Raw genomic sequence first — 23,014 nt, forward strand, 5'->3', positions numbered from 1 at the left:
GAGTTTCGGGCAACGGACGGCAAGATCAAGCAGAAAGTCTGGCCGCATTGGTTCCGCTGGGGAAAGAGCGGTCAGCCGGAAGTCAGATCGTAGTGAGTCAGAGCCACGGTGAAGAAGACCCCGAAGACCATCCAAACCTTGTCCCAGCCGCTGAGCAGGGCGTTTCGAGCCAGATACTCGGGATTTCTTTCATTGATGCGATTGATCGCGACAACGAGTGGCAGCGGCGCGAGCGCGGAAATGGCCAAACCGCCGAATATCCTGAGACCATTCGCCCAGAATGCTTCGGGTGGCTCGATCGCAAAGGTGTAGACTTCACTGCCCAGCAGCAGCAATCCGGCTACTACGCCCAGCCCGGTTGCGACCTGCCGGGCGCCGAGGTCTCGGTTGACGCGGAGGAAAATCTGTACTGCGAAGAACGACAGAAAGACCCCGCGCAGAAACGACCAATAACGCGCGCCATATGCCAGGTTCTGCTGGCGGAACACGCGCCAGCCCCACAGCATGCCGTACAACCCTCCTGTCATCACCGTCATCACGACGAACTTCTGAGGCGAGATCGGCCAGTAAAGCTGGCCGGGCCGTGGTTTGAAGGTCCGCTGTTCGACCACACAGGTCGCAAGCACGGCCAACAGCCATGCGACAAATGTGATCGCCTGAAGTCCCGACATGCCCTCTTCTTCGTCGGGCTCCTCATGGGTGAAATCATAGAACCACCGTGTATTGTCGGTAATCTTGCCGACCGCCGCTACGTAGTCGCCCACGGCTGACGCCGGCACCTCAGATGCCAGCTTTTTCAGGTCCCAGTTGAGAGTGAACTCCGTTGGCGTGTTGCTCCATTCGATCCGCATGGTCATGTACGGCGTCATGACGTTCGGCGCCTCCGGCCCGGCGAACCGGGCCTTCAGGTTCTTGACCACCACGCTGTGGCGGCGAAACATCGGATTGCCAATCCATATCGGACCGACCCGGCCAATCATTGTGGGCTTGGGAAAGCTGCCGTCGTCAAGATCGGCGCGGAGTGGAAACTTCTTGGCCAGGTCGTTCGCAGCTAGAGCCTCCGGAGACAGCTCATAGGCTTCCGACAAGGTGATCACATTGCGATCGCGATCATCCACCGGTTTCAACGCCGCCACGCTGCGAATACCAGGATATTGCTGGTCATAATATTTGAGGTAGCTGTCGGCGAACTCTTGAAGCGACTGGCCCGCCAGCTTGCGCCGCATCGCATCCGCGTCGGCGCCACGGTAGGTGCTGACCGTCCTCAGGGTCAGCGGATCGCCGGCCTGCACAGGAAAACTGATCTCCTCGGCAACGGCAGTCGTCGGTTCGTGGGCCTCGGCTGCCTGCATCTTTTCCAGCTCGCCTCTCGAACTCGAGAGCGGCAGAACATAGCCGTAGTCGGGCTCGACGAGCCGGCCGCCGCGGCCCCCCTGGAGGTAATCAGTACCATCCAGCCAGAAGACGCGGGAGCCGATTTCTGCGCGCACGATCGCGTGGTCGAATGCCCGCAACGCAGGCAGGAAGCTGGCCAGGCCATAACCGCCATCAAGGTCGGCGAGCGCAACCTCGGCCTTGACCCCGAGATAGGTCAGAGCCGACGCAAGCAGCAGCGCCTTGTCCTTGCAGTCGCCAAAGCCGCTGGCGATCACGGTTGCAGGGTCACGCGGAAGGTATGACCCGGCGCCCATCGAGAGGCTGATGTAGCGAACCTCGTCCTGAACGATGCGCAAGGCCTCGACCATGCGTTCCCGCGGATCGCTCTGGTGCGCAGCAATTTCATCGAGCTTCGCCGCGAAGGCAGGAGGGAAGGTGTTGACCGGCTGATAGCTCGCGGCCACCGCATCAGCCACGTCTCGCCAGCTTGTGGTGGACGATATCTGGACATAACCCCAAGGCGCAAATGAAGCCGGCAGATTGTCTTCAACCTTGACCGGCTCCGGATTGACGATCTCCCAGAGGTAGCGCGTGTGCCCGGCAACATTCGATATCTTCGGCTTGACCGTGGTGCGCTCCTCCTTGAGCGTCAGCGGGCGCGACGTCGGCCAGATGATCTCGCGTCGCATCATGCCGATCGGCATCTCCCACTCGGTGGCAAAGCGATAGTAAAACAGATCTTCGCCGACGAGCTGTTTTCTGTCCGACGTGGTCGCATAGTCGATGGTGTCGCCGACGCGAACGTCCCTGACATCGAGGCGCGCCGTCAGCCAACCATCAAAGACACCGCGCACCGAATCGCGCTCCTGTCGATAGATATCGAAGGTGGCCTCGGCCAGCCTGTCTTGCACGACACCGTCGCGGATGACCCGCAGATGGTTCAGTTTGATGCTATGCCGCGCCGGATCGAAGTTCAGGTTGATCGTCGCAGCCTGCTCGAGCCCCGGGCGGTCGACGACCTTGTAGACCTCGCGCTCATATTCAACATAACCGCCGGGGCGATACATCACCTGCCAATCCGAAAGCAGGCTGGAAATTCCGTTGCGGATCTGGTCGGCCCGGGTCGGGTCGGCAGTCGGAATATCGACTTCAGTTACCCAGCTTTCGGCAGGTCCCTTGCCAACGTCACTGCCAGCATTGGCAAGTCGAGGATGCAAGACCATCAGAAACAGAACAAGGCTGGCGAGGAGCCAGTCCCTTGCCGAAATACTGCAACCCACAACCAAAACCCCGCCGAACAACAACAGCGATGTTGTCGGCGGGATCAATCGGGAAGTAAAGGCCAGGCCTCGAAAGAAGACCTCGCGCTTTTGTTACCTGCCGTAGCGCTTCTTCAGATGTGCCGTGAAATGCGCCGCATTGAGCCTTTCGCCGGTGGCGCGTTCGAGCAGGTCGGGGGTCGACCAGCGCGAGGCCTGCGACCAGATCTTGTCGCGACGCCAGGCGTTGACCGTTTCGAAATGACCGCGTGCGATCTCGTCGTCGACCGAAGGATGTTCCCTGCTCAGCGCTGCCCACTGCTGCGCCGCCATCATCGCGCCCAGCGTGTAGGAGGGGAAGTAGCCGAAGGCAGCACTCGGCCAGTGCACGTCCTGCATCGGACCGTCGGCCGGATTGTCGATGGTCGACAGGCCGAGATAGTCGCGCATCCTGGCGTCCCAGGCCTCGGGCAGGTCGGCGACCGCAAGACGACCCGAAATCAATTCCTGCTCGAGCTCGTAACGCAGGATGACGTGCAACGGATAGGTGACCTCGTCGGCGTCGACGCGGATCAGTCCGCGCTCGACATGGTGCACATGCGGCAGGATCTCCTCCATCGACCAGCGCTCGCCGAGATGCTGCTCGACCAGCGGCAGCGCCCATTGCCAGAAGGCCGGGTTGCGGCCGAGCTGCTTTTCGACAAACAGGCTCTGGCTCTCGTGCACTGCCATGCCCCGCGCCTTGCCGAGCGGCCAGTGCGACCAGGCTTCCGGCAAATTCTGTTCGTAGAGCGCATGGCCGGTCTCATGCAGCACGCCCATCAGCGCCGACAGGAAATCGGAAGTCTTGTAGCGCGTGGTGATGCGCACGTCGGACGGCACGCCACCGCAGAACGGGTGGTGCGACACAGACAGGCTGCCGCGGGTCAGGTCGAAGCCGACGGCGCCCATCATCGCCAGGCCAAGCTCGCGCTGGCGCTCGATGGCATAGACGCCCGACAGCGGCCGCTTCGGGCTTTTGGCCAGGCGCTCCTGCTGCACAGCCAGCGCCTCCGGCACGAAATCCCTGAGGAAGGCCTTGAGGTCGGTGAAAACGGGTGTGATGTCGGCAACGCGGTTCCCGGGGTCGTATTGCTCCATCAGCGCATCATAAGGATCGAGGCCGAGCGCTTCTGACCGCAGCGCCGCCTCCTCGCGCGCAATGGCGACGATGCCTTCAAGCGCCGGCTGGAAGCCGGCCCAGTCGTTCTTGGCCCTGAGGTCGCGCCACAGCTGTTCGCAACGCAGGCGGGCAGCGGTCTGGCGCTCGACGAATTCCGTCGGCAGGCAGGTCATGTTGGTGTACTGGCGGCGGAACTCACGCACGGCGAGGCGCTGATCGTCATTGAGCGCCTCGGTCTCGGCGGCAGCGATCCAGTCTGATATTTCGGGCGCGGTTGCCTGGCGGTGATGCATGCCGGCGAGCGCGGACAGCGCCTCGGCGCGCTTGGCGCCGCCGCCAACCGCCATATGGGTGGCTTCGTCGGCGCCGAGGATGGCGAGCGCATGTTCGAGCGCTTCGAGCTTGCGGCCGAGTTCGTCTAATCTTGCGAAGGACATGGCATTTCCTCTGTCTCAAAGTCGCGGCGAGAGGATACCAATCCGTGCGCCTTCGCAAGACCGTTCGGCTGGTCCACCACTTGCCGGAACGGCAGCCGGCATGCTCAACTTGTGCAACTGAGGTCGAAGGGGGCGACTATGGTCGCAAACATACTGGTCGGGCTCGTCGCCCTGATCCATCTCTACATCGTCTGTCTCGAAATGGTGCTGTGGGACACGCCGCGCGGCCACAAGGCGTTCGGCCTCAAGCCGGACTTCGCCACGGCGTCGAAAGTGCTGGCGGCCAACCAGGGGCTCTACAACGGCTTCCTCGTCGCCGGCCTGATCTGGGGCCTGTGGCTCGGCGAAGCGGGTTTCCAGGTCAAGGTCTTCTTCCTGCTCTGCGTCGCCATCGCCGGGCTCTACGGTGCGGCGACCGTCAGCCGCAAGATCCTCTACATCCAGACCGTGCCGGCAGCATTGGCACTGGCGGCACTCTGGCTCGGCTGGTAGCTCAAAACCCAGTCACCCCCGGGGAGCGATCCGGGGGGACTGGGTACTCGCTTCTCCTAGCGGAGAGCGGCGTCGTGGTCGAGCTGCAGGCCGAGATCGTTGACCTCCGCCATCAGTTGGTCGTACGCGCCAGCAGGAATGTTGCCGCCGTCACGGGCCGAATCACGGACAGCGGTCCTGCGGATCCTCGCCTCTTCGCCGCGCAGACTGCGAAGCTCGGCCGGGGTGATCAGCCTTGCCTTGCTGTCGCTCATGATGCGGGCATCGTCAGCCTGGAGATCCTCAAGGATGGCGCGCAACTGGCCGCCGGTCGCATAACCGTCGGACAGTGCACCGGCGCGTCCGGCTTATCGCCGCCGCTGGGGCTGTTCTGGAACGAAAACTCGCGCATCGTTCCGTGATGCTCCTTGGCGAAAGCCGTCGCCAGGGGCGTTGAAGCAAGGATTGCGGCAAGCGCCGCCTTGAATGCCATAGAGCGCGTTTTTGCGACTTGCGGACCCGCCGGACGCGACAGGACGCCACGTCAATAGCAGGCCGTCTGGAACCGTCGTGTCACGGTGGGAGGTCATCGCCGGCGGTTCCCGGACCGCCAGCGAAAACTAGGCGCGTCACCGCCAGAAACCTAGTTAAGAAAAGATGATCTTGGCCGCCACATTCGGCCTCGGCCTGCCGCAACTCCACCCCCGATGGGGCGGGCCTGTTCACACACGAAATCTTGAGAACGGCCTCACCTGAGTCCGGTGCTGCGGGCTAGCGCTCGGTCAGCTTTAGCTCGATGCGGCGGTTCCTGGAGCGCGCCTCGTCGGTGCCGCTGTCGTCGAGCGGTTGGAATTCGCCAAAGCCGGCGGCGACGAGGCGATTGGCCGGAACGCCGTTCTCGATCAGAAACTTGACCACCGAGGTCGAGCGCGCCGAGGAAAGCTCCCAATTGTCGCGATAGCGTCCGGTGCCTGACAACGGAATGTTGTCGGTGTGACCGTCGACGCGCAGCACCCAGTTAATTTCCGGCGGAATTTCCTTCTGCAGCTCGATGATGGCGTCGGCGAGCTTCTTCATCTCGCCACGGCCGGCCTCGTTGATCTGTTCTGATCCGGTCGGGAACAGCACTTCCGACTGGAACACGAAACGGTCGCCAACGATGCGGATGTTCTCGCGGTCGGACAGGATCTCGCGCAGGCGGCCGAAGAAGTCGGAGCGGTAGCGGTTGAGCTCCTGCACACGCTGGGCCAGGGCCACGTTCAGCCGGCGGCCGAGGTCGGCAATCTTGGTGTTGGATTCCTTGTCGCGCGCCTCGGACGCGTTGAGCGCCTCTTCGAGGGCGCCGATCTGGCGGCGCAGCGCCGAAATCTGCTGGTTGAGCAGCTCGACCTGGCTCAGCGCGCGCTGGCTGACCTGGCGTTCGCTCTCCAGTTCGCCCGACAGCGTGCCGATACGGGCATTGGCCTCGGCGCCGGCGCCGGCGCCCTGGGACAGCAGCTGTTCAAGGCGGCTCTTTTCGCTTTCGGCCGCATTGAGCGAGGCCTGCAGATTGGCGAGCGCATCTTCGGCGTCCTGCGAGCTGGATTTTTCGAGCGCCAGAAGCTGGGTCAGCTCGTTGATCTGCGAGTTGAGCCTGGTCAGTACCTCGTCCTTGCCGGAGATTTCGCGGCTGAGCAGGAACTGCGCCAGAACGAAGACCGAGAGCAGGAACATGATGGCCAGAAGCAGCGTCGACAAAGCGTCGACAAAGCCCGGCCAATAGTCGATCCGGCGGTCGCCGCGCCGCCCGCGCGCCAATGCCACCTTAGTGCACCCCTTCCTTCTTCAGGGCGTCAGCGATCTTTTCGAGCGTGTTGCGCATCGCCTTCTGTTCATCCGACTGCGCCTCGACCCAGTCGCGCATGATTTGCTGTTCGCTGCGCATGTTCTTGACCAGGCCGGAGATGCCATCGGCGAGATTGGCCATGGCGGCGGCGACACGCGGGTTCGAGCCGCCTTGCTCCTGCATGTTGCGCAGGCGCTCGCTGAGCACGCGGAGTTCGTCGGCCGAACCGTTCTTGGCGTCGGCGACGACCATGTCGGAGGACAGATCGGTGACCGACGACAGCCAGTTTTCCAGTTCGGTGTAGAAACGCGTCTGGGCACGTCCGGCCTGGAGGTCGAGAAAGCCGAGCACCAGCGAGCCGGACAGACCGAACAGCGACGACGAGAACGCCGTGCCCATGCCTTGCAGCGGTGCCGCGAGGCCGGCCTTCAGTGCTTCGAGCACAGCCGAGGCATCACCCGAACCGGGATCAAGCGACTGGATGGTCTCGCCGATCGAGCCGATGGTGCCGAGCAGGCCCCAGAAGGTGCCGAGCAGGCCAAGGAAGACGAGCAGGCCGACGAGGTAGCGCGAGACGTCGCGGCTTTCGTCGAGGCGCGTCGCGATGGAATCGAGCATCGTGCGCATCGAGCTGGTCGAGAATGCCATTGATGCGGAACGCCCGAGCATCGCCTTCATCGGCGCCAGCAGCACCGGTTCGGTGGCTTCGGAGCCGGCGCGGAAGGAATTGACCCAGCGCACCTCGCGGAACAGCCGGCCGACCTGGACGAAGGCCAGCCCGATGCCGATGACGAGCACGCCGAGGATCAGACCGTTGAGGCCGGGATTTGTGCCGAAAGCGCTGGAGATCTGCCGCGTCAGAATCGCGGCGATGAAGGCGACGATTGCCAGGAAGATGATCATCGTCAGCAGGAACACCTGCGGAGAGGACAGGCGGTGCGGGTCGTAGCTCAGCACATCGGAGCCTTTACCCACCCCGAGAGATTTCAACAATGCCATCGGCGCCCCGGTTCCGGTTTCCTGCGATCGGAGCCCCGCCTATCCATACGGATGCGCCCGGGCTGCTCCATCGCCGTAAAGTCTATGCACCGAGCTTTTCATGAGTTTCGGCGCGTTACGTTAGTGGACTACGACTGTAAGCGGAAATGTGACGAAAATGAAAGACGCTTGCGCGCGCTGAGCTGGGACCGGCCGTCGGTCAAAGCCGCGCCACGACCAGAAGGTCCATCATTGCGGCCAGATGCAGGCCAGCGCCGGTGACAACGAAGCCATGCCAGACCGCGCTCTGGAAGCGCAGCCGCTGCCACGCGTAGAAGAAGACGCCGCAGGAATAGACCATGCCGCCGGCAAACAGCAGCCACAACGTCGCCGCCGGCAAGGTGGCGATCAGCGGCTGCAGGATGACGATGCCGCTCCAGCCCATGGCAAGGTAGAAGGCGATCGCCAGCCGGTCGAGCCGGCCGGGCAGGAACAGCTTGATCGCCATGCCGGCTGCCGCCGCCGACCAGACGATGCCGGCCATCCAGCCTGCCGTGACGCGATCGTCGAGCTGGACAAGGAACGGCGTGTAGGTGGCGGCGATCAAAAGGTAGATGCCGGCATGGTCGAAGCGGCGCAGCACCCACTTGGCCGGCGATACCGGCCACAGATTGTAGGCACATGACACCGACAGCACGGTAAGCAGGGCGACGACGAAGACGATCGCGGCGAGATATTCGCCCGTGGCCGTAAAGAATGCGGAGACGGAGAGCAGCACAGCACCGGCGGCGACGGCGAGCACGATGCCGACCGCATGGACCACGCCGTCGGCGATCAGCTCGGCGCGCGAATGACTGTAGCGCCCGACGAAGGGCACAGCTGTGTCAGGCTTGCGCTGCGTGTCCGACATGGTCCGTCCCTGCGCCCTTCATGGTGCATGACCTCGAAAATCGGTACCGATTTCGGAAAGGATCATGCACCGCTCAAACGTTCTACAGCGTCCTTGGCGCGTCCACATGGACGCGCGGCACTGTAGATATGGGCAGGCGTAATTGACGATGGCAAGAAACCGGCGACGCGGCGGATCAGCGCGGCGTGACCGGGCGCTTCAGCGTCTTGATGAGCGCGCGGTGTATGGTCTCGTTGCCGGCGACGATCGAGCCGCCGTCGAGCATGTCCTGGCCGCCCTTGTCGTCGGAGACGAAACCGCCGGCTTCGCGCACGAGCAGGATACCCGCAGCGACGTCCCAGGGCGACAGCGACGTCTCCCAGAAACCGTCCATGCGGCCGGCAGCGACATAAGCCAGGTCGAGCGCGGCCGAGCCGAGACGACGGATGCCCGCCACTTCGCCCATGACGTTGCGCAGCTCGAGCAGGAAGTTGCCGTGATGGCCACGGCCGAGATGCGGCACGCCGCAGCCGATGACGGCATCGACCAGCTTGGTACGGCCGGAAACACGCAGGCGGCGATCATTGAGGAAGGCGCCACCGCCACGCTCGGCGGTGTAGAGCTCGTCCATCGCCGGGTTGTAGACGACGGCGGCAACGATCTGGCCCTGGCGCTCCAGCGCGATCGAGATCGAGAACACCGGAATGCCGTGCAGGAAGTTGGTGGTACCGTCGAGTGGATCGACGATCCAGCGATGCTGGTCGTCCTCGCCGGCGACGGCGCCGCGCTCTTCCATCAGGAAGCCATAGCCGGCGCGTGCCTTGGACAGCTCGGTGAAGATGATGTCTTCGGCCTTGCGATCGGCCTGGCTGACATAGTCGCCCGGGCCTTTCAGCGAGACCTGCAGATTCTGCACCTCGCCGAAATCACGCGCCAGCGAGCGGCCGGCCTTCATGGCGGCCTGCACCATAACATTTAGGATCGCTGAACGCGCCATTTCTACAACCTCAGCAGTGTCGAAATCAGTCCGCGCGGCGGACGTAGGTGATTTCGTTGGTGTCGACGATGATGCGCTCGCCCGAAGAGATGAACGGCGGAACCAGCACGCGGACGCCGTTTTCCAGCACGGCCGGCTTGTAGGACGACGCAGCCGTCTGGCCCTTCACGACAGGATCGGCTTCGGTGATCGTCAGCGTCACCTGGTCGGGCAGCGCGATGCCGATCGGGCGCTCGTCATAGAGCTCGACGGTAACCATCATGCCGTCCTGCAGGAACGCAGCGCGATCGCCGACAAAATCCTTGAGCAGTTCGAGCTGCTCGTAGCTGGCGGTGTCCATGAACACCAGGGCGTCGCCCTGCTCGTAGAGGAACGAAAAATCCTTCTGCTCCAGGCGGACCTTCTCGACGGTCTCGGCTGAGCGGAAACGCTCGTTGAGCTTGGTGCCGTTGATGAGGTTCTTCAGTTCGACCTGGTTGTAGGCGCCGCCCTTGCCGGGCTTGACGTGATTGGTCCTGACCGCCACCCAGAGGCCGCCGTCATGCTCGATGACGTTGCCGGGACGGATTTCGTTGCCGTTGATCTTGGCCATGATTGGATTCCGGAAGAGAGGTTTGCGCCGGAAGGGGCGCTATCGGCGCCTCCAAGACCACAAAATGGCTTTTTAGGCAAGAGAAGTCGAGATTTTCGCTGGATCAGCGCAGACGGTTGGCACGTTCCAGCGCCTGCTTCATCTCGGCGTCGGTCAGGCCACGCAGGAAGTCGTCCATCTCGGGATCGTTGAGCCCGGCACGGCGGGCGTTGATGTACCACGCCGCCGCCAGAATGGGATCGGGATCGACGCCGATGCCGCCCATATAGAACTTGGCGAGCCGGTTCTGCGCCGCGACATTGCCGCCATCGGCGGCAAGCTTCATCCAGCCGAAGGCGGATTTCAGGTCGCGATCGCCGCCACGGCCATCGGCCATCCATAAGCCGAGGTCGAACTGGGCCGAGTCGTAGTTCTGCCTGGCGGCACGGACGAGCAGCAGCCGCGCCTGGTTGTCGTCGCGGCGCTTGCCGCCGACGCCGTTGGCGTAGACCTGGGCCATGGCGTATTGCGCATCGGGCAGCCCGGTGGCCGCCGCGCGCTCGTAATAGGGCACGGCCTTTTCGAGGCCCTTGCCGCCCGGTTCGCGCTGCACCAGCATCTGGGCATAGTTGAACTGGGCGAAACGGTTGCCGGCTTCGGCCGCCGCCTGCATCAGCGCATTGGCGGCCTTGTCGTCGCGGGTAACGTATCTTCCATCGAGCAGCATCAGCGCATATTGGAACTGGGCTTCGGGAATGCCCTGTTCTGCGGCGCGTTCATACCATTTGGCCGCCTCGCTGTCGTTGCGGGCGACGCCCAGGCCGCGCGAAAGGATCTCGGCGACCAGCGTCTGCGCAGCGGCATCGCCGGCCTCGGCACGTGTGATGCCAAGATTGTAGGCCGTCTTGTAGAGGCCACGCTGGAAGGCGCCGTAGGCTTCGTCAGAATGCTTGCCGCCGAAACGGTTGGGGTCGATGCCGTCTGTCGTCTTGGCCGCCGGATTGGCGCCGAGGTCTGGAGTTTGAGGTGCGGGCACCGGTTCGACGACCGGCATGGGCGCGGCGTCGAGCGGCATCGGCGCCGGTCCGAAGCGATTTGGATCGATCAGGTCGAGCGGCTTGCCGAGCGAAGGAATGGCTCCCTGGTCGGACGGCGTGATCGGCGCGCTCTCGACGGCAATCGCGGGCTCGAGCCCAAAGCCCAGGCACAGCAAAGCGGCAAGAAGGCGCGAACGATCCATCGATGACTACTCCTCGAAACGCGGCGCGGTTTCGTCGAGCAGCGCATTGGCGCGGGCCACCGCCTCGCGCGGGTCGATGCCTTCGCCGAACACCGCCGACGACAGGGCAACGAATTCGACGCCGGTAGCAGCCACTGCCTCGACCGAGGCGATGTCCGAACCGGCCATGACGATGCACGGGATCTCGATCATCTCGGACCACCATTCACCGAGCGAGAGATTGCGCGAATGCGGCTCGGGCTTGTTGTCGTAACCGAAGCGACCGAAGAAGATGTAGTCTGGTCGCTCTTCGCCGAGCTCAAGCGCATCGTCGCGCGTCTTTGCGCCACCGGCACCGACCATCATGCGCTGCTGGTAGCTTTCGACGGCCTCCGCAAGCTCTTCCTTGTTGCCCTCTATATGGATGCCATCGGCATGGACACGCCCGGCGACGCGGGTGTCGCCGGCGACGACCACTGCCACCCCGGCCTTCTGCGCGGCGGCCACGACCTTTTCGGCAAAGCTCTGGAACGACGCTTCATCGACGCCCTCGCCGGGCAGGATCAGCGATGCGACGTCGCCACCGGCGAGTGCCGCCTCGACCTGTTGCGGGGCGACTGTCGGCGGCGCGATCAGCACGATACGGCAGCGATTGGGTGGCGTGGTTGGGTTCATGTGCATCGATCCGGGTGCTTGTCGCCTATGCAAGGCGATCATGTTTGCATTGGGGCATAGAACAAAGTGCTGCCGTTGAACAGGATGGGCGGCAAAGCCCAAGCATATGAAAACATGGGGAAGGCACTCGCCAACTGCCCGGCATCCCGATATTGCGGATTCGAGAGGCCCTCGATGACCGACCTTCTTCTCGACCCGTGGTTCTATGCAGCGGCAGTTCCTGCCGTGATTCTGGTTGGCCTTTCCAAGGGTGGCTTTGGCGGTGCCGTCGGCTTCGTCGGCGTTCCGCTGATGGCGCTGGTGATTTCGCCGGTGCAGGCTGCTGCAATCCTTTTGCCGATCCTGATCCTGATGGATGTGGTGTCGCTGTGGACCTGGCGCGGCGTCTTCGACCGCACGATCCTGTGGCAGATGCTGCCGGGCTCGATCATCGGCATCGGCATCGGCTGGCTGATGGCCTCTGTCGTGACTGCCGACAATGTGCGCTTCATCGTCGGCGCCATCGCCTTCATCTTCGTGGCGCGCTGGATTTACACCAGCCTGCGCCACGGCGCCGACCACAAGACCGAGCCGAACGGCGCCGCCGGCGCCTTCTGGGGATCGATCGCCGGCTTCACCAGCTTCGTCGCCCATGTCGGTGGCCCGCCATTCCAGGTCTACACCTTGCCGCTGAGGATGGATCCGAAGGTGCTGACCGGCACCAGCGTCATCTTCTTCGCCGTCACCAACGCCATCAAGCTGGTGCCCTACTTTGCGCTCGGCCAGTTCGACACAGCCAATCTGACCGCCTCGCTGGCGCTGATGCCATTGGCACCGCTGGCGACGCTGGCCGGCGCTTGGCTGGTCAGGCGGATGCGGCCGGAAATCTTCTACCCCTTCACTTACGCGACGGTGGCAATCGTCGCCCTGAAGCTGCTTTATGACGGGGTGGTCGACTTTATGTGAGGATGACCGCCTCGCGGCGGTGGAATAGGCTCGTCGCGACCAGGGAGGAGAACTGTCATGGGCAAGTACGAGGAAGACCTCGACAAGACCCCCGCCAATCACCAGCCGCTGACGCCGCTGAGCTTTCTCGAACGCGCCGCAAAGACGTTCCCAGACCATGTCGCCATCATCCATGGCAGCCAGCGCACGAGTTACCGGCAATGGTGGGAACGGTCACTGAAACTTGCCGCGGCGCTCAAGGCGAGCGGCATCGGCAAGGGCGATACGGTGACGGTGATGCTGTCCAACACCCCGCCGATGCTGGAGGCGCATTTCGGTGTGCCGATGACAAAGGCGGTGCTGCATTCGCTGAACACCAGGCTCGACGCGGCGATCATCGCCTTTCAGCTCGACCATGCCGAGACCAAGCTGCTGATCGTCGACCGCGAATTCACAGGCGTGGTCAAGGAGGCTCTGGCGCTGGCAACGGTGAAGCCGCTGGTCATCTGCTATGACGACCCTGAGTACCCCGCGGACGCCCCCTATCCCAAGGGCGAGCGTATCGGCAGCCTCGACTACGAAGACTTCGTCGCGACAGGCGACAGGGCTTTCGCATGGTCGATGCCCGACGATGAATGGGACGCGATCTCACTCAACTACACATCGGGAACGACCGGAAATCCCAAGGGTGTGGTCTACCACCATCGCGGTGCCGCGCTGATGGCCTACACCAACACCATCCACGCCGGCATGGCCAAGCACGCCGTCTATCTCTGGACGCTGCCGATGTTCCACTGCAACGGCTGGTGCTTTCCGTGGACGCTCGCCGTGCAGGCCGGCACCCATGTCTGCCTGCGCTGGGTACGCGCGAGGCAAATGTATGATGCCATCGCCGACCATGGCGTGACGCATCTGTGCGGGGCACCGATCGTCATGTCGATCCTGATCAATGCCCAGGACGAGGACAAGCGCACATTTCAGCAGCAGGTCACCTTCAACACAGCTGCCGCGCCGCCGCCGGAAGCGGTGCTGTCTGGCATGGCCGACGCCGGCTTCGCCGTCACCCATCTCTATGGCCTGACCGAGACCTACGGGCCTGCGGTCGTCAACGAATGGCACGGCGAATGGGACAAACTCGAGAAGGAACCGCGCACGGCGAAGAAGGCGCGCCAAGGTGTGCGCTATGCCGCACTCGAGGACCTGACCGTGATGGACCCCGAGACGATGCAAAGGACACCCGCCGACGGCGAGACCATCGGCGAGGTGATGTTCCGCGGCAACATCGTCATGAGGGGCTATCTCAAGAACAAGAAGGCGACCGACGAGGCCTTTGCCGGCGGCTGGTTCCATTCCGGCGACCTCGGTGTGATGCATCCGGACGGCTACATCCAGATCAAGGATCGCTCCAAGGACATCATCATTTCGGGCGGCGAAAACATCTCGTCGATCGAGGTCGAGGACGCGCTCTACAAGCACCCCTCGGTCGCTTCATGCGGAGTGGTGGCGCGGTCCGACGACAAATGGGGCGAAGTGCCCATTGCCTATGTCGAGCTGAAGCCAGGCAGGCAAGCGACGGAGGCCGAAATCATCGAGCACTGCCGCTCCCTGCTCGCGCGCTTCAAGGTGCCGAAGGCGGTGATCTTCGCCGAGATTCCCAAGACCTCGACCGGCAAGATCCAGAAGTTCCGGCTGCGCGACATGGCCAAGGGATAAGGATCGAGGGCGACGCGCCGGAAGCGCGCCCATTCCTTCAGGCCGCAACCACGGTGGACGGGTGCAGGCCATCGAAGGCTGCCCACAAGCCGGCCGCGAAAACGACAGCCATCGCCGAGAGGATCGGTAGGTCGGAAGCCGTCGGCTTGAGCACCATGTCGGCGACGATGATCAGCATCATCGCATAGTCGAATCGCGCCACCTTGAGGATGCGCCGGCCCTGATCGAGCGCTGCAGGCGTCACGCCATCGCGGGCGATGATCGCAGCCATGCGGTCGGCGGTCGGCTTGAACACCAGGGTGCCGATCAGGAAGGCCATGGCGTAACCTGCAAGCCCGAGCACGATCCAGAGATCGGTGAAGCCGACCCAGAACCAGCACATGACGAGGCCGAGCAGAAGCGTGACCAGCGATGCCGGCATGAACAGCCGGTTGCCGAGTTCGCCGACCGAACGCATGACCTGCAACATGCCGTCGGTGTCGCCGGCACGGTCGGCGCGAACCGCGAGCAGCATCAGTGCGAAGCCGCCGCCGACCCAGAGAACGGCTGCGACGACGTGAAGAAACTTGAAGAGAGAGTACCAATCCATACTCCTGACCTTTCCAATCCGGTTTTGCGAAATCGCAGCACCCACTTCAGGCCGCGCTCATTTTCGGGCCGGCTAATAGCGCCGGTGCTGTTTCGGTAGTGTGTCGATGAAAACGGCGGGATGTTTCGGCAATGGAAACGATGGTCGGGGGCCCCACAAGGTGGCAGGGGAAAACACGTCATTTCAGCTACAAGGCATGTAATGCCGACCGGGCGACGTGATATCGTCCTTCATGCGCTGGAGGGGCGCGTATCCAACCGGCCGCGGGGGGCGAATGGCCGGACACATCATCCTGACGATATCTGCAATGTAACGACCCGACATGCGCGCGGCCTGGCCGTGCGGCATGCTGCGGAAACACGGCCGGTGCACATGCGCCGTAACAGCGGTTCGTCACGGGCCGACATCAACCCATTCCCTGCTGGGGGAAAAGGCATCAGGAGACTACAATGCAAGGGGTAGCACGGAATTTCTTCACGCTCGCGGTCGTCTACGCGCTGTGCGGCATGGCGCTTGGCCTGCACATGTCGATCAGCCAGGACCACAGCCAGATGCCGGTTCACGCCCACACCATGGTGGCGGGCTGGCTGATGTCGGCGGTGTTCGCCTTCTTCTACCATCTTTTTCCTGTCGCCCGCGACAAGACGCTGGCCAAGGTCCATTTCTGGCTGACGGCGGTCAGCGGCATCGGCCTTCTGGTCGGCTTGTTCTTCCTGCTCGGCGGCAATGCGGCGATCGAACCTGTGGTGGCGATGTCGTCGATGGGCTTTTACGCAGCGATGCTGCTGTTTGCCTTCATCGCCCTGCCGACGGTGTGGAAGTCCTGAGTCGGCATAAGATCCTGCCTGCCGGCAACGCCACACCGTTGTGCCGTGCCGGCACAGTCTAACGCGCCATAAGGCGAAATCGGCACCGATCTTAAGCGCCCATTAAGCATTCCCAGTGTTTACTGTGCGTATCCAGTCATCTGGATTCTTACCGAGTGGTTGGAGCCACTTTGTTTGACGCCTCCCTGTTAAACTCCTGAGAGCCGCGCTTTTCCGCGGCTCTTTTTTTCGCCCGCGCGCCTTCGGAAATGCCCTCCAAAAGCTATCCGATCCGGCGCGTTAACCCTTTGTTAAACATGCGCTTGCGTTCACATCGGCGGAAGCGCATTTTCATCGGGCTTGGCGTATAGGAACGGCCGCGCAGAATCCGTCGGGAAAGACGGGCAGAACGCGAACAGGGTGCAGGGTAGCGATGATGAACGAGCCTTCGAGGGAAAGCGCAAACACGATCAAGCTCGCCGAAAGGCGGGTGTTTTCGCCGTCCTTCAAGCCCCTCTACAATGAGGGCATGGGCCTGGTCGAACAGGCCGCCGAGTATCTCGACGGTGCCGGCCGCGTCGAGGCCAAGAAGCTGTCGCGGCTTGCCGCCACCCTCTACGCCGCCGAATCGATGCGGCTGACCACCCGCCTGATGCAGATCGCCTCGTGGCTGCTTTTGCAGCGCGCCGCCAACTCAGGCGAGATGACCCGCGACCAGGTCGCCTCGGAGAAGTCCAAGGTGCGGCTCGACACGGCTTCCGCCCATGACGACGCCGCCGGCTGGAACGAACTGCCCGCCGATTTCGTCGACCTGGTGCGCCGCTCGCTGCGCCTTCAGGCGCATGTGCGCCGCATGGACGATGAAATCTATGGCAACGGCGCAACCGTCGTGCCGGTGCAGGCGATGCGCCGCAGCAACCCGGTTTCCGACCAGATCAGCCTGCTCAACACGGCCTTTGCCCGCAACTGACGCAGCACAATCCCTGCGATGACGCGGGGATTGTTTCTGTTTTGTTCACATTTTTCTGGCGTCTTGTCTCCGTGAAGATAGAGTTCGCGGATGAGAGAGACGATTCGTATCATTGGTATCGATCCCGGCCTTCAGCGCACCGGTTGGGGCATCATCGAGAGCCTCGGCAACGCGCTGCGGTTCGTCGCCGCCGGCACCGTGCGCTCCGACAACAAGGCGGCGCTCGCCAGCCGGCTTTGCCAGTTGCATGACGGCCTAGCCGACGTGCTTCACCGCGAAATGCCGCATGAGGCGGCCGTCGAGGCGACCTTCGTCAACAAGGATGCCACTGCAACCCTGAAGCTCGGCCAGGCGCGCGGCATCGCCATGCTGGTGCCGGCCCGCGCCGGGCTCGTCGTAGCCGAGTACTCACCCAATGCGGTGAAGAAGGCGGTCATCGGTGTCGGCCACGGCGACAAGAAGCAGATCGCCATGATGGTCAAGGTGCTGTTGCCGAAGTCGGTGTTCGACACCGCCGATGCCGCTGATGCCCTCGCAATCGCCATCTGCCATGCCCACCACCGCCAGAGCCCGGCATACAGGCTGGCTGCATTGGCTGCCGCTCACGCGTGATGTTCTTGACTTGTTCTCATCGCTGCAACATTCCTTTCCGGCAAGAAGAGGAATGATTCCATGCGGGTTACCAGCAAGGGCCAAGTGACGATCCCTCGCGATCTGCGCGAGACGTTCGGCATCGGCGCCAACACCGAGGTGATTTTCGGTATCGAAGGCGGCAAGATCACCATCGTGCCCAAGGATGAGATCAACAGGCTGGCCGACCGCGACCGGCTTGACCGGTTCCTGGCCATTCTCGACCGGCTCGAAGGCGCCGGGGATCTGGCGACAAATGGTGACGAAATGCTGGCGCTGGTGAAGGGCCGGTGACGTCCAGTCAGGCGCCCCGACCGCACACCACACCCTCGCCGCGACCTACGTGTTCTTGACTTGTTCTCACATCGCCACTAAGTAATACCTACGAGGTATTACCATGCGCGTGACCACAAAGGGCCAGGTGACGATCCCCAAGGAAATCCGTGACCGGCTCGGCATCGAGGCAGGGTCGGAGGTGGATTTTGTCGAACGCGCCGACGGCGCTGTCGAACTGGTGCGCGGCACCGAGCCAGATATGCGGGCGAAGGCGCTTGACCGCAGCCTGGAGGATTGGTTCCGGCGTATCGAAGGTACGGGCGACAGCAATCTGACTGCCGATGACATCATGGCCATGACCAGGGATCGTGATGTCCGCGACAATCATTGATTCCAACGTCATCATTGATGTCGTCGAGCCCGGCTCGCAGTGGGCGACCTGGTCCAGGCAGCAGATTCGAGAAGCACGACGGTATGGCGACCTGATATTCAATGCCATTGTCGCAGCCGAAGTTTCGCATGAGTTCGTTTCGGCGGAGCGTTATCAAGGCGTCTTTGTCTCGACGCTATGGACCTTCGAGGACATACCTTTCGAGGCCGCGCTGGCCGCCGGTTGGGCGCACCGCGAATACCGGCAGCGGGGCGGTCGCGGTGAGCGGGCCCTGCCCGACTTCCTCATCGGGGCGCATGCGCTTGTGTCCGGACATCGCCTGTTGACCCGAGACGCCACCCGCTACCGCACCTATTTCCCCGAGCTCGAGATCATCGCGCCCGATACCCATCCATGACGAGGCTTGAACCATGATCGGCAAGTTGAAGGGCACCGTCGACGAGATCGGCGAGGATTTCTGCGTGCTCGACGTGCATGGCGTCGGCTACGTCGCCTATTGCTCGACGCGCACGCTCGCAGCCTTGCCCGGCGTCGGCGAAGCCGCGATCCTGTTCATCGAGACTTATGTCCGCGAAGACATGATTCGGCTCTACGGCTTCAAGACCGAGCTGGAACGCGAGTGGTTCAAGCTCTTGATGGCCAACGTCCAGGGCGTCGGCGCCAAGGTGGCGCTGGCGATCCTGTCGACGCTGGCGCCTTCCGATCTCGCCAACGCGATCGCGCTGCGCGACATCGCCATGGTCAGTCGCGCGCCCGGCGTCGGCAAGAAGGTTGCCGAGCGCATCGTCACCGAGCTCAAGAACAAGGCCCCGGCTTTCGCCGGCGAGGCAACGGGCACGATCGGGCTCAAGCAGGAACTCGGCGAAGGCGTCGCCCCTGCCCCCATCGCCGACGCGGTCTCGGCACTGGTCAATCTCGGCTATTCTCGCGACATCGCCGCCAACGCCATTGCCGCCGCCATGAAGAGCGTCGGCGAAGACGCCGATTCCTCCAAGCTGATCCGCTTCGGCCTGAAGGAGCTGGCACGGTGAGCGCCTTGCTCGCAGCCGGTCTCCGTGCGAGGACGGACGCATGAATTCGCCTGACCGTCTTATCACCCCCGACAAACGCGGCGAGGATGCCGACAACAGCCTGCGCCCGCAGACGCTGGACGATTTCGTCGGCCAGGCGGCGGCGCGCGCCAATCTCAAGATCTTCATCGAGGCGGCAAAGGGCCGTGGCGAGGCGCTCGACCATGTGCTGTTCGTCGGTCCGCCCGGCCTCGGCAAGACGACGCTCGCCCAGATCATGGCACGCGAGCTCGGCGTCAATTTCCGTTCGACCTCCGGCCCGGTCATCGCCAAGGCCGGCGACCTTGCCGCACTGCTGACCAATCTCGAAGAACGCGACGTGCTGTTCATCGACGAGATCCACCGCCTCAACCCGGCAGTCGAGGAAATCCTCTATCCGGCGATGGAGGACTACCAGCTTGACCTGATCATCGGCGAAGGTCCGGCGGCGCGCTCGGTCAAGATCGACCTGGCCAAGTTCACGCTTGTCGCCGCGACCACCCGTCTCGGTCTGCTGACGAACCCGCTGCGCGACCGCTTCGGCATCCCGACCCGGCTCAATTTCTATACGGTCGAGGAGCTTGAGCTGATCGTGCGGCGCGGCGCCCGCATCCTCGGCATGCCGCTCGCCGACGACGGCGCCATCGAGATCGCGCGCCGGGCCCGCGGCACCCCGCGCATCGCCGGCCGCCTCTTGCGCCGCGTCCGCGACTTCGCCGCCGTCGCCGGCTCCGGTCCGGTCGACCGCCGCATCGCCGATGAGGCGCTGTCGCGGCTGGAGGTCGACGCACTCGGTCTCGATTCGCTCGACCGGCGCTACCTCTCGATGATCGCGATGAATTTCGGCGGCGGCCCGGTCGGCATCGAGACCATCGCCGCCGGCCTGTCCGAGCCACGCGACGCCATCGAGGACATCATCGAGCCCTATCTGATCCAACAGGGCTTCATCCAACGCACGCCGCGCGGCCGCGTGCTGACGGCCAATGCCTGGAAGCACCTTGGCCTCGAGATCCCGCGCGACCTTGCCGTGCAGCAGATCAACCTGTTCCAAGAGGAAGACTGATACATGATCGGCTATCGCCCCGGACTGATAGCCGACATCGTTGGACTGCACGCCGTCTACTACGCCCGCGACTGGGGTTTTGGGCTGCCTTTCGAGGCCAAGGTCGCCAGCGAGCTTTCCGCCTTCATGCGCGACTTCAGACCCGGCCTCGACTTCTTCGCCGCTGAGGATGACGACAACTGCGCCCTGCTTGGCACGATCAGCCTGGAGGCTCCGACCTCGACGGAGCTGCTGGCGCATCTGCGCTGGTTCATCACCAGCGATGGCGCGCGCGGGACGGGCCTTGGGCGCCGGCTGATGGACAAGGCCATGGCGCATGTCGACGCCAAGGGTTTTCCCGGCGTCTATCTCACGACATTCGTCGGGCTCGGTCCGGCCCGGCATCTCTATGAATCGTTCGGCTTCAACCTCGTTGCCGAGGAAGAACGCGACCAGTGGTCCGGCGGCGTGCGCGAGCAGCGCTTCGAGCGCCATCGCACGAGTGCCAAAGCTTGATCACTCGCCGCGGCTTCTTCCGTTTTCTCGGCGGTTCGGTCCTGGCTGCGGCGGCGCTTGGCAGCTATGCGGTCGGCATCGAACCGATGCTGCTGACACGGGTGAAACGCTACGCGCTGACCCCGCCCAACTGGCCCGATGGCTTGAAGCTGCGCGTCGTGGCGCTCGCCGACATCCACGCCTGCCGGCCATGGATGACGCCAGAGCGCATCGCTTCGTTGGCGGAAGAAGCCAACGCGCTGGAGCCCGACATCATCGTACTGCTTGGCGACTACGTCGCTGGAACCCGCATGGTAAGCAGCTGGGTCGATTCCCATGAATGGGCTTCGGCCCTTTCGGGCCTCAAGGCACCGCTCGGCGTGTTCTCCATCCTTGGCAATCATGACTGGTGGGAGGACCTGACGGCGCAAAAGGCCGGGCAAGGTCCGACAATTGCCAGGCGGGCGCTGGAAGCGGCGGGTATTCCCGTCATGGAAAACGACGTCGTCCGGCTGGAAAAGGAAGGTCATGGCTTCTGGATCGCAGGCCTCGCCGACCAGCTGGCCTTGCGGCCAGGCAGAGCATGGGGCCGCAAGGGCTTCACCGGGCTTCACGACCTTAGAGGCACGTTGGCGAAAGTCGGCGATGAGGCACCTGTCCTCCTGCTCGCCCATGAGCCCGACATTTTCCCCGACGTTCCCAGCCGCGTTGCGTTGACCCTGTCGGGCCACACCCATGGCGGCCAGGTGCGCTTGTTCGGCTATTCGCCGGTCGTTCCCTCGCGTTACGGCAACCGCTACGCCTATGGCCACGTCGTCGAAGCTGGCCGCAACCTCATCATTTCGGGCGGCCTCGGTTTCAGCATCGCACCGATCCGTTTCGGCGTGCGTCCGGAAATCCTCACGATCGACCTGGGTTGAGCTGAAGCGAAGCTACTTCAGCCCCTTCACAACCTCGAGCACGTCAGGTTCCGCCTTCCGCCCCTCGAATTCGTCGACGATGCCGAAAGCGCCGCCGTAGCCCCAGATCGACCAGGCATAACCGCGCGCCTCGGCGCGAGCGATCATGTCGTTGACATAAGCGGCGCGCCAGGCACCGGGCATGACGTAGGGATTGTTGTACTCCTGGCGGATCATGCCGAACTCGCCGAGATAGATATTGTCGGGCGAGATGTCGTGCTTCTTCGCCCAGGCATCGACCTGGCGGAACGGCGCGTCGAGCTCGGCTTCGAGCTTTTCCTTGCTGTCGATCAGGGCGATCTGCTCATCGAGATAGGCGAGCATGCCGGCCCGGCGCAGCATCGGCGCCTCGGCCCGGATCTTGGCCCGGACCTTGTCGAGCACAGCATCAAGCTCGGCGCGAGGCACGGCATAGGGCGGATAAGGCAGCCCGGTAACATAACGAATGAAGTCGCCGGCCCAGGTGGCGCCCTGGCTGGTCAGCAGGAACGGCTGGTAAGAATGGAACGTCCAGATGACATTGTCGTCGGGAATATCCTTGGGGTCGAGCGCGGCGAGACCTTCCGCACCGGCCCAGCAACTGCCGGACAGCACAAGGGTCAGGCGGGTCGCCGTTGCGCGCGCGGCGGCATAAAGGCGCTTGAGACGTTCAGGCCAGAGCTTGGCCTCGCCTTGTTCGCAATCGACGACCGGCTCGTTCATCAGCTCAAAGGCGACCAGGCCCGGATCTTCCTTGGCCAAGGTGAGTCCCATCTGCCGGACCAGCTCGACATAACGGTCGAAATTGGCCGGATCGTCCATCACCTCGGACATGCCGATCTGGCCATTGCCGCCTGACGGAATGAGGTGAAGGTCGACCACCGCCTTGAGCCCGGCCGCGTTGACCATGCGCGCCGACTCCAGGACGCTCTCAAGCAATTGTTCGCGCAGCGGTTCTGTCTTTTTGGACAGGAACACCGAAGGGTCGACGGGAATGCGCACGACGTCGAACCCGCCGGCCTTGAGCGTTTTCAGGTCGCCCTCACCGAGCCGTTGGCGCCATTCGGGAAACGGCAGGATGACGTTCGCGTCGTCCCATTTGCCCTCACCGGGCCAGGTTTCCCAGATATCGAGATTGATGCCCCGCTTCATCGTGAAAGTCGCCGCGTCGGCCGTGCAGAGCGGCAACGCGAGCACAAGCAAGGCCATCACTAAGGTTCGGATCATCACCACCATCGCCACCCTCTCGGTCAGACAGAATTGGTGCCCAAAAGCCCGGAGAAAGGAAAGCCCCAAGGCCGAACATGGTGAAAGTCCAGGCCACCGACGCA

The 23,014-nt window shown here is 63.4% G+C and carries 25 protein-coding genes; 14 read left to right on the top strand and 11 right to left on the bottom strand.

The annotated features are described in order from the left end of the window. Positions 1–71 precede the first annotated feature (71 nt). Entirely contained in the window at positions 72–2,705 is a 2,634-nt protein-coding gene (locus Amn_RS24995) for a DUF3857 domain-containing transglutaminase family protein (RefSeq protein WP_286292979.1), read from the bottom strand. A gap of 45 nt (positions 2,706–2,750) precedes the next feature. After that, the gene (locus Amn_RS25000) at positions 2,751–4,235 is read right to left on the bottom strand and encodes a carboxypeptidase M32 (RefSeq protein WP_154386612.1); all 1,485 of its coding nucleotides are present in this window, start codon (positions 4,233–4,235) and stop codon (positions 2,751–2,753) included. Between the two features lie 138 nt (positions 4,236–4,373). On the opposite strand from Amn_RS25000, the gene Amn_RS25005 reads away from it, so the two are divergent. Further along, positions 4,374–4,727, top strand: coding sequence for a DUF1304 domain-containing protein (locus tag Amn_RS25005; RefSeq protein WP_067956860.1), 354 nt, complete (start codon positions 4,374–4,376; stop codon positions 4,725–4,727). A 74-nt stretch (positions 4,728–4,801) separates the two neighbouring features. After that, a complete protein-coding gene (locus Amn_RS25010; RefSeq protein ID WP_154386613.1) occupies positions 4,802–5,128 on the top strand; it encodes a hypothetical protein in 327 nt (108 codons plus the stop codon). Between the two features lie 349 nt (positions 5,129–5,477). Here Amn_RS25010 and Amn_RS25015 read toward each other — a convergent pair whose 3' ends face one another. The 7 genes from Amn_RS25015 to Amn_RS25045 form a co-directional block, all read right to left on the bottom strand. Further along, positions 5,478–6,509, bottom strand: a complete 1,032-nt coding sequence (locus Amn_RS25015) for a peptidoglycan -binding protein (protein WP_067956854.1) — start codon at positions 6,507–6,509, stop codon at positions 5,478–5,480. A gap of 1 nt (position 6,510) precedes the next feature. After that, complete coding sequence (locus tag Amn_RS25020) at positions 6,511–7,530, bottom strand: MotA/TolQ/ExbB proton channel family protein (protein ID WP_286292991.1); 1,020 nt, start codon at positions 7,528–7,530, stop codon at positions 6,511–6,513. 199 nt (positions 7,531–7,729) lie between these two features. Further along, positions 7,730–8,419 (bottom strand): PAQR family membrane homeostasis protein TrhA, encoded by a 690-nt coding sequence (gene trhA, locus Amn_RS25025; RefSeq protein ID WP_067956848.1) that lies wholly within the window; start codon positions 8,417–8,419, stop codon positions 7,730–7,732. A gap of 175 nt (positions 8,420–8,594) precedes the next feature. After that, on the bottom strand, positions 8,595–9,395 hold the full coding sequence (locus Amn_RS25030; RefSeq protein ID WP_067956845.1) for an inositol monophosphatase family protein: 801 nt from the start codon (positions 9,393–9,395) through the stop codon (positions 8,595–8,597). Between the two features lie 25 nt (positions 9,396–9,420). Next, positions 9,421–9,987, bottom strand: a complete 567-nt coding sequence (efp, locus tag Amn_RS25035) for an elongation factor P (protein ID WP_018429990.1) — start codon at positions 9,985–9,987, stop codon at positions 9,421–9,423. A gap of 103 nt (positions 9,988–10,090) precedes the next feature. Continuing rightward, complete coding sequence (locus Amn_RS25040) at positions 10,091–11,206, bottom strand: tetratricopeptide repeat protein (protein WP_067956843.1); 1,116 nt, start codon at positions 11,204–11,206, stop codon at positions 10,091–10,093. A gap of 6 nt (positions 11,207–11,212) precedes the next feature. Next, positions 11,213–11,860, bottom strand: coding sequence for a thiamine phosphate synthase (locus tag Amn_RS25045; protein ID WP_154386614.1), 648 nt, complete (start codon positions 11,858–11,860; stop codon positions 11,213–11,215). A gap of 174 nt (positions 11,861–12,034) precedes the next feature. Between Amn_RS25045 and Amn_RS25050 the strand changes: the two genes are divergently transcribed. Together Amn_RS25050 and Amn_RS25055 are read left to right on the top strand one after the other, a co-directional pair. Further along, positions 12,035–12,805: a sulfite exporter TauE/SafE family protein gene (locus tag Amn_RS25050; RefSeq protein ID WP_067956835.1), complete on the top strand. Its 771-nt coding sequence runs from the start codon at positions 12,035–12,037 to the stop codon at positions 12,803–12,805. 57 nt (positions 12,806–12,862) lie between these two features. Further along, complete coding sequence (locus tag Amn_RS25055; RefSeq protein WP_182574292.1) at positions 12,863–14,497, top strand: acyl-CoA synthetase; 1,635 nt, start codon at positions 12,863–12,865, stop codon at positions 14,495–14,497. A 37-nt stretch (positions 14,498–14,534) separates the two neighbouring features. Here Amn_RS25055 and Amn_RS25060 read toward each other — a convergent pair whose 3' ends face one another. Further along, positions 14,535–15,086 (bottom strand): DUF2269 family protein, encoded by a 552-nt coding sequence (locus Amn_RS25060; protein WP_067956829.1) that lies wholly within the window; start codon positions 15,084–15,086, stop codon positions 14,535–14,537. Between the two features lie 449 nt (positions 15,087–15,535). Here Amn_RS25060 and Amn_RS25065 point away from each other — a divergent pair, with 449 nt between their 5' ends. The 10 genes from Amn_RS25065 to Amn_RS25110 all read left to right on the top strand — a co-directional run bounded on the left by Amn_RS25065 (position 15,536) and on the right by Amn_RS25110 (position 21,665). Continuing rightward, positions 15,536–15,913, top strand: coding sequence for a hypothetical protein (locus Amn_RS25065; RefSeq protein WP_067956827.1), 378 nt, complete (start codon positions 15,536–15,538; stop codon positions 15,911–15,913). Positions 15,914–16,328: 415 nt separating this feature from the next. Further along, positions 16,329–16,862: a protease adaptor protein RcdA gene (rcdA, locus tag Amn_RS25070; protein WP_067966050.1), complete on the top strand. Its 534-nt coding sequence runs from the start codon at positions 16,329–16,331 to the stop codon at positions 16,860–16,862. A gap of 90 nt (positions 16,863–16,952) precedes the next feature. Beyond that, on the top strand, positions 16,953–17,474 hold the full coding sequence (gene ruvC / locus Amn_RS25075; RefSeq protein ID WP_154386616.1) for a crossover junction endodeoxyribonuclease RuvC: 522 nt from the start codon (positions 16,953–16,955) through the stop codon (positions 17,472–17,474). 60 nt (positions 17,475–17,534) lie between these two features. Then, on the top strand, positions 17,535–17,786 hold the full coding sequence (locus Amn_RS25080) for an AbrB/MazE/SpoVT family DNA-binding domain-containing protein (protein WP_154386617.1): 252 nt from the start codon (positions 17,535–17,537) through the stop codon (positions 17,784–17,786). 103 nt (positions 17,787–17,889) lie between these two features. Next, on the top strand, positions 17,890–18,159 hold the full coding sequence (locus Amn_RS25085) for an AbrB/MazE/SpoVT family DNA-binding domain-containing protein (protein WP_154386618.1): 270 nt from the start codon (positions 17,890–17,892) through the stop codon (positions 18,157–18,159). After that, positions 18,140–18,556: a type II toxin-antitoxin system VapC family toxin gene (locus Amn_RS25090; protein WP_210283767.1), complete on the top strand. Its 417-nt coding sequence runs from the start codon at positions 18,140–18,142 to the stop codon at positions 18,554–18,556. Before Amn_RS25085 ends, Amn_RS25090 begins: the two co-directional genes overlap by 20 nt. A gap of 13 nt (positions 18,557–18,569) precedes the next feature. Next, positions 18,570–19,190 (top strand): Holliday junction branch migration protein RuvA, encoded by a 621-nt coding sequence (gene ruvA / locus Amn_RS25095; protein ID WP_182574289.1) that lies wholly within the window; start codon positions 18,570–18,572, stop codon positions 19,188–19,190. A 40-nt stretch (positions 19,191–19,230) separates the two neighbouring features. Beyond that, positions 19,231–20,271, top strand: a complete 1,041-nt coding sequence (gene ruvB, locus Amn_RS25100) for a Holliday junction branch migration DNA helicase RuvB (RefSeq protein ID WP_067956812.1) — start codon at positions 19,231–19,233, stop codon at positions 20,269–20,271. A 3-nt stretch (positions 20,272–20,274) separates the two neighbouring features. Beyond that, positions 20,275–20,766 carry a GNAT family N-acetyltransferase gene (locus tag Amn_RS25105; protein WP_182574288.1) on the top strand — a complete coding sequence of 164 codons (492 nt, stop codon included), beginning with the start codon at positions 20,275–20,277 and terminating at the stop codon, positions 20,764–20,766. Continuing rightward, positions 20,763–21,665, top strand: coding sequence for a metallophosphoesterase (locus tag Amn_RS25110; protein WP_182574287.1), 903 nt, complete (start codon positions 20,763–20,765; stop codon positions 21,663–21,665). The genes Amn_RS25105 and Amn_RS25110 overlap by 4 nt, the downstream gene beginning before the upstream one ends. 12 nt (positions 21,666–21,677) lie before the next feature. On the opposite strand, the gene Amn_RS25115 is transcribed toward Amn_RS25110, so the two are convergent. Further along, positions 21,678–22,919: a glycoside hydrolase family 5 protein gene (locus Amn_RS25115; RefSeq protein WP_376775606.1), complete on the bottom strand. Its 1,242-nt coding sequence runs from the start codon at positions 22,917–22,919 to the stop codon at positions 21,678–21,680. Between the last annotated feature and the right edge of the window lie 95 nt (positions 22,920–23,014).

This window comes from Aminobacter sp. Y103A (genome assembly GCF_030294925.1).
Taxonomy (GTDB): domain Bacteria; phylum Pseudomonadota; class Alphaproteobacteria; order Rhizobiales; family Rhizobiaceae; genus Aminobacter; species Aminobacter ciceronei.

What these genes read in the sequence shown, in the direction of transcription:
- Amn_RS25000 (WP_154386612.1), bottom strand. Translation starts at nt 4,235, where the DNA reads ATGTCCTTCGCAAGATTAGACGAACTCGGCCGCAAGCTCGAAGCGCTC.
- Amn_RS25005 (WP_067956860.1), top strand. Translation starts at nt 4,374, where the DNA reads ATGGTCGCAAACATACTGGTCGGGCTCGTCGCCCTGATCCATCTCTAC.
- Amn_RS25020 (WP_286292991.1), bottom strand. Translation starts at nt 7,530, where the DNA reads ATGGCATTGTTGAAATCTCTCGGGGTGGGTAAAGGCTCCGATGTGCTG.
- trhA (WP_067956848.1), bottom strand. Translation starts at nt 8,419, where the DNA reads ATGTCGGACACGCAGCGCAAGCCTGACACAGCTGTGCCCTTCGTCGGG.
- Amn_RS25030 (WP_067956845.1), bottom strand. Translation starts at nt 9,395, where the DNA reads ATGGCGCGTTCAGCGATCCTAAATGTTATGGTGCAGGCCGCCATGAAG.
- efp (WP_018429990.1), bottom strand. Translation starts at nt 9,987, where the DNA reads ATGGCCAAGATCAACGGCAACGAAATCCGTCCCGGCAACGTCATCGAG.
- Amn_RS25040 (WP_067956843.1), bottom strand. Translation starts at nt 11,206, where the DNA reads ATGGATCGTTCGCGCCTTCTTGCCGCTTTGCTGTGCCTGGGCTTTGGG.
- Amn_RS25045 (WP_154386614.1), bottom strand. Translation starts at nt 11,860, where the DNA reads ATGAACCCAACCACGCCACCCAATCGCTGCCGTATCGTGCTGATCGCG.
- Amn_RS25050 (WP_067956835.1), top strand. Translation starts at nt 12,035, where the DNA reads ATGACCGACCTTCTTCTCGACCCGTGGTTCTATGCAGCGGCAGTTCCT.
- Amn_RS25055 (WP_182574292.1), top strand. Translation starts at nt 12,863, where the DNA reads ATGGGCAAGTACGAGGAAGACCTCGACAAGACCCCCGCCAATCACCAG.
- Amn_RS25060 (WP_067956829.1), bottom strand. Translation starts at nt 15,086, where the DNA reads ATGGATTGGTACTCTCTCTTCAAGTTTCTTCACGTCGTCGCAGCCGTT.
- Amn_RS25065 (WP_067956827.1), top strand. Translation starts at nt 15,536, where the DNA reads ATGCAAGGGGTAGCACGGAATTTCTTCACGCTCGCGGTCGTCTACGCG.
- rcdA (WP_067966050.1), top strand. Translation starts at nt 16,329, where the DNA reads ATGAACGAGCCTTCGAGGGAAAGCGCAAACACGATCAAGCTCGCCGAA.
- ruvC (WP_154386616.1), top strand. Translation starts at nt 16,953, where the DNA reads ATGAGAGAGACGATTCGTATCATTGGTATCGATCCCGGCCTTCAGCGC.
- Amn_RS25080 (WP_154386617.1), top strand. Translation starts at nt 17,535, where the DNA reads ATGCGGGTTACCAGCAAGGGCCAAGTGACGATCCCTCGCGATCTGCGC.
- Amn_RS25085 (WP_154386618.1), top strand. Translation starts at nt 17,890, where the DNA reads ATGCGCGTGACCACAAAGGGCCAGGTGACGATCCCCAAGGAAATCCGT.
- Amn_RS25090 (WP_210283767.1), top strand. Translation starts at nt 18,140, where the DNA reads ATGTCCGCGACAATCATTGATTCCAACGTCATCATTGATGTCGTCGAG.
- ruvA (WP_182574289.1), top strand. Translation starts at nt 18,570, where the DNA reads ATGATCGGCAAGTTGAAGGGCACCGTCGACGAGATCGGCGAGGATTTC.
- ruvB (WP_067956812.1), top strand. Translation starts at nt 19,231, where the DNA reads ATGAATTCGCCTGACCGTCTTATCACCCCCGACAAACGCGGCGAGGAT.
- Amn_RS25105 (WP_182574288.1), top strand. Translation starts at nt 20,275, where the DNA reads ATGATCGGCTATCGCCCCGGACTGATAGCCGACATCGTTGGACTGCAC.
- Amn_RS25115 (WP_376775606.1), bottom strand. Translation starts at nt 22,919, where the DNA reads ATGGTGGTGATGATCCGAACCTTAGTGATGGCCTTGCTTGTGCTCGCG.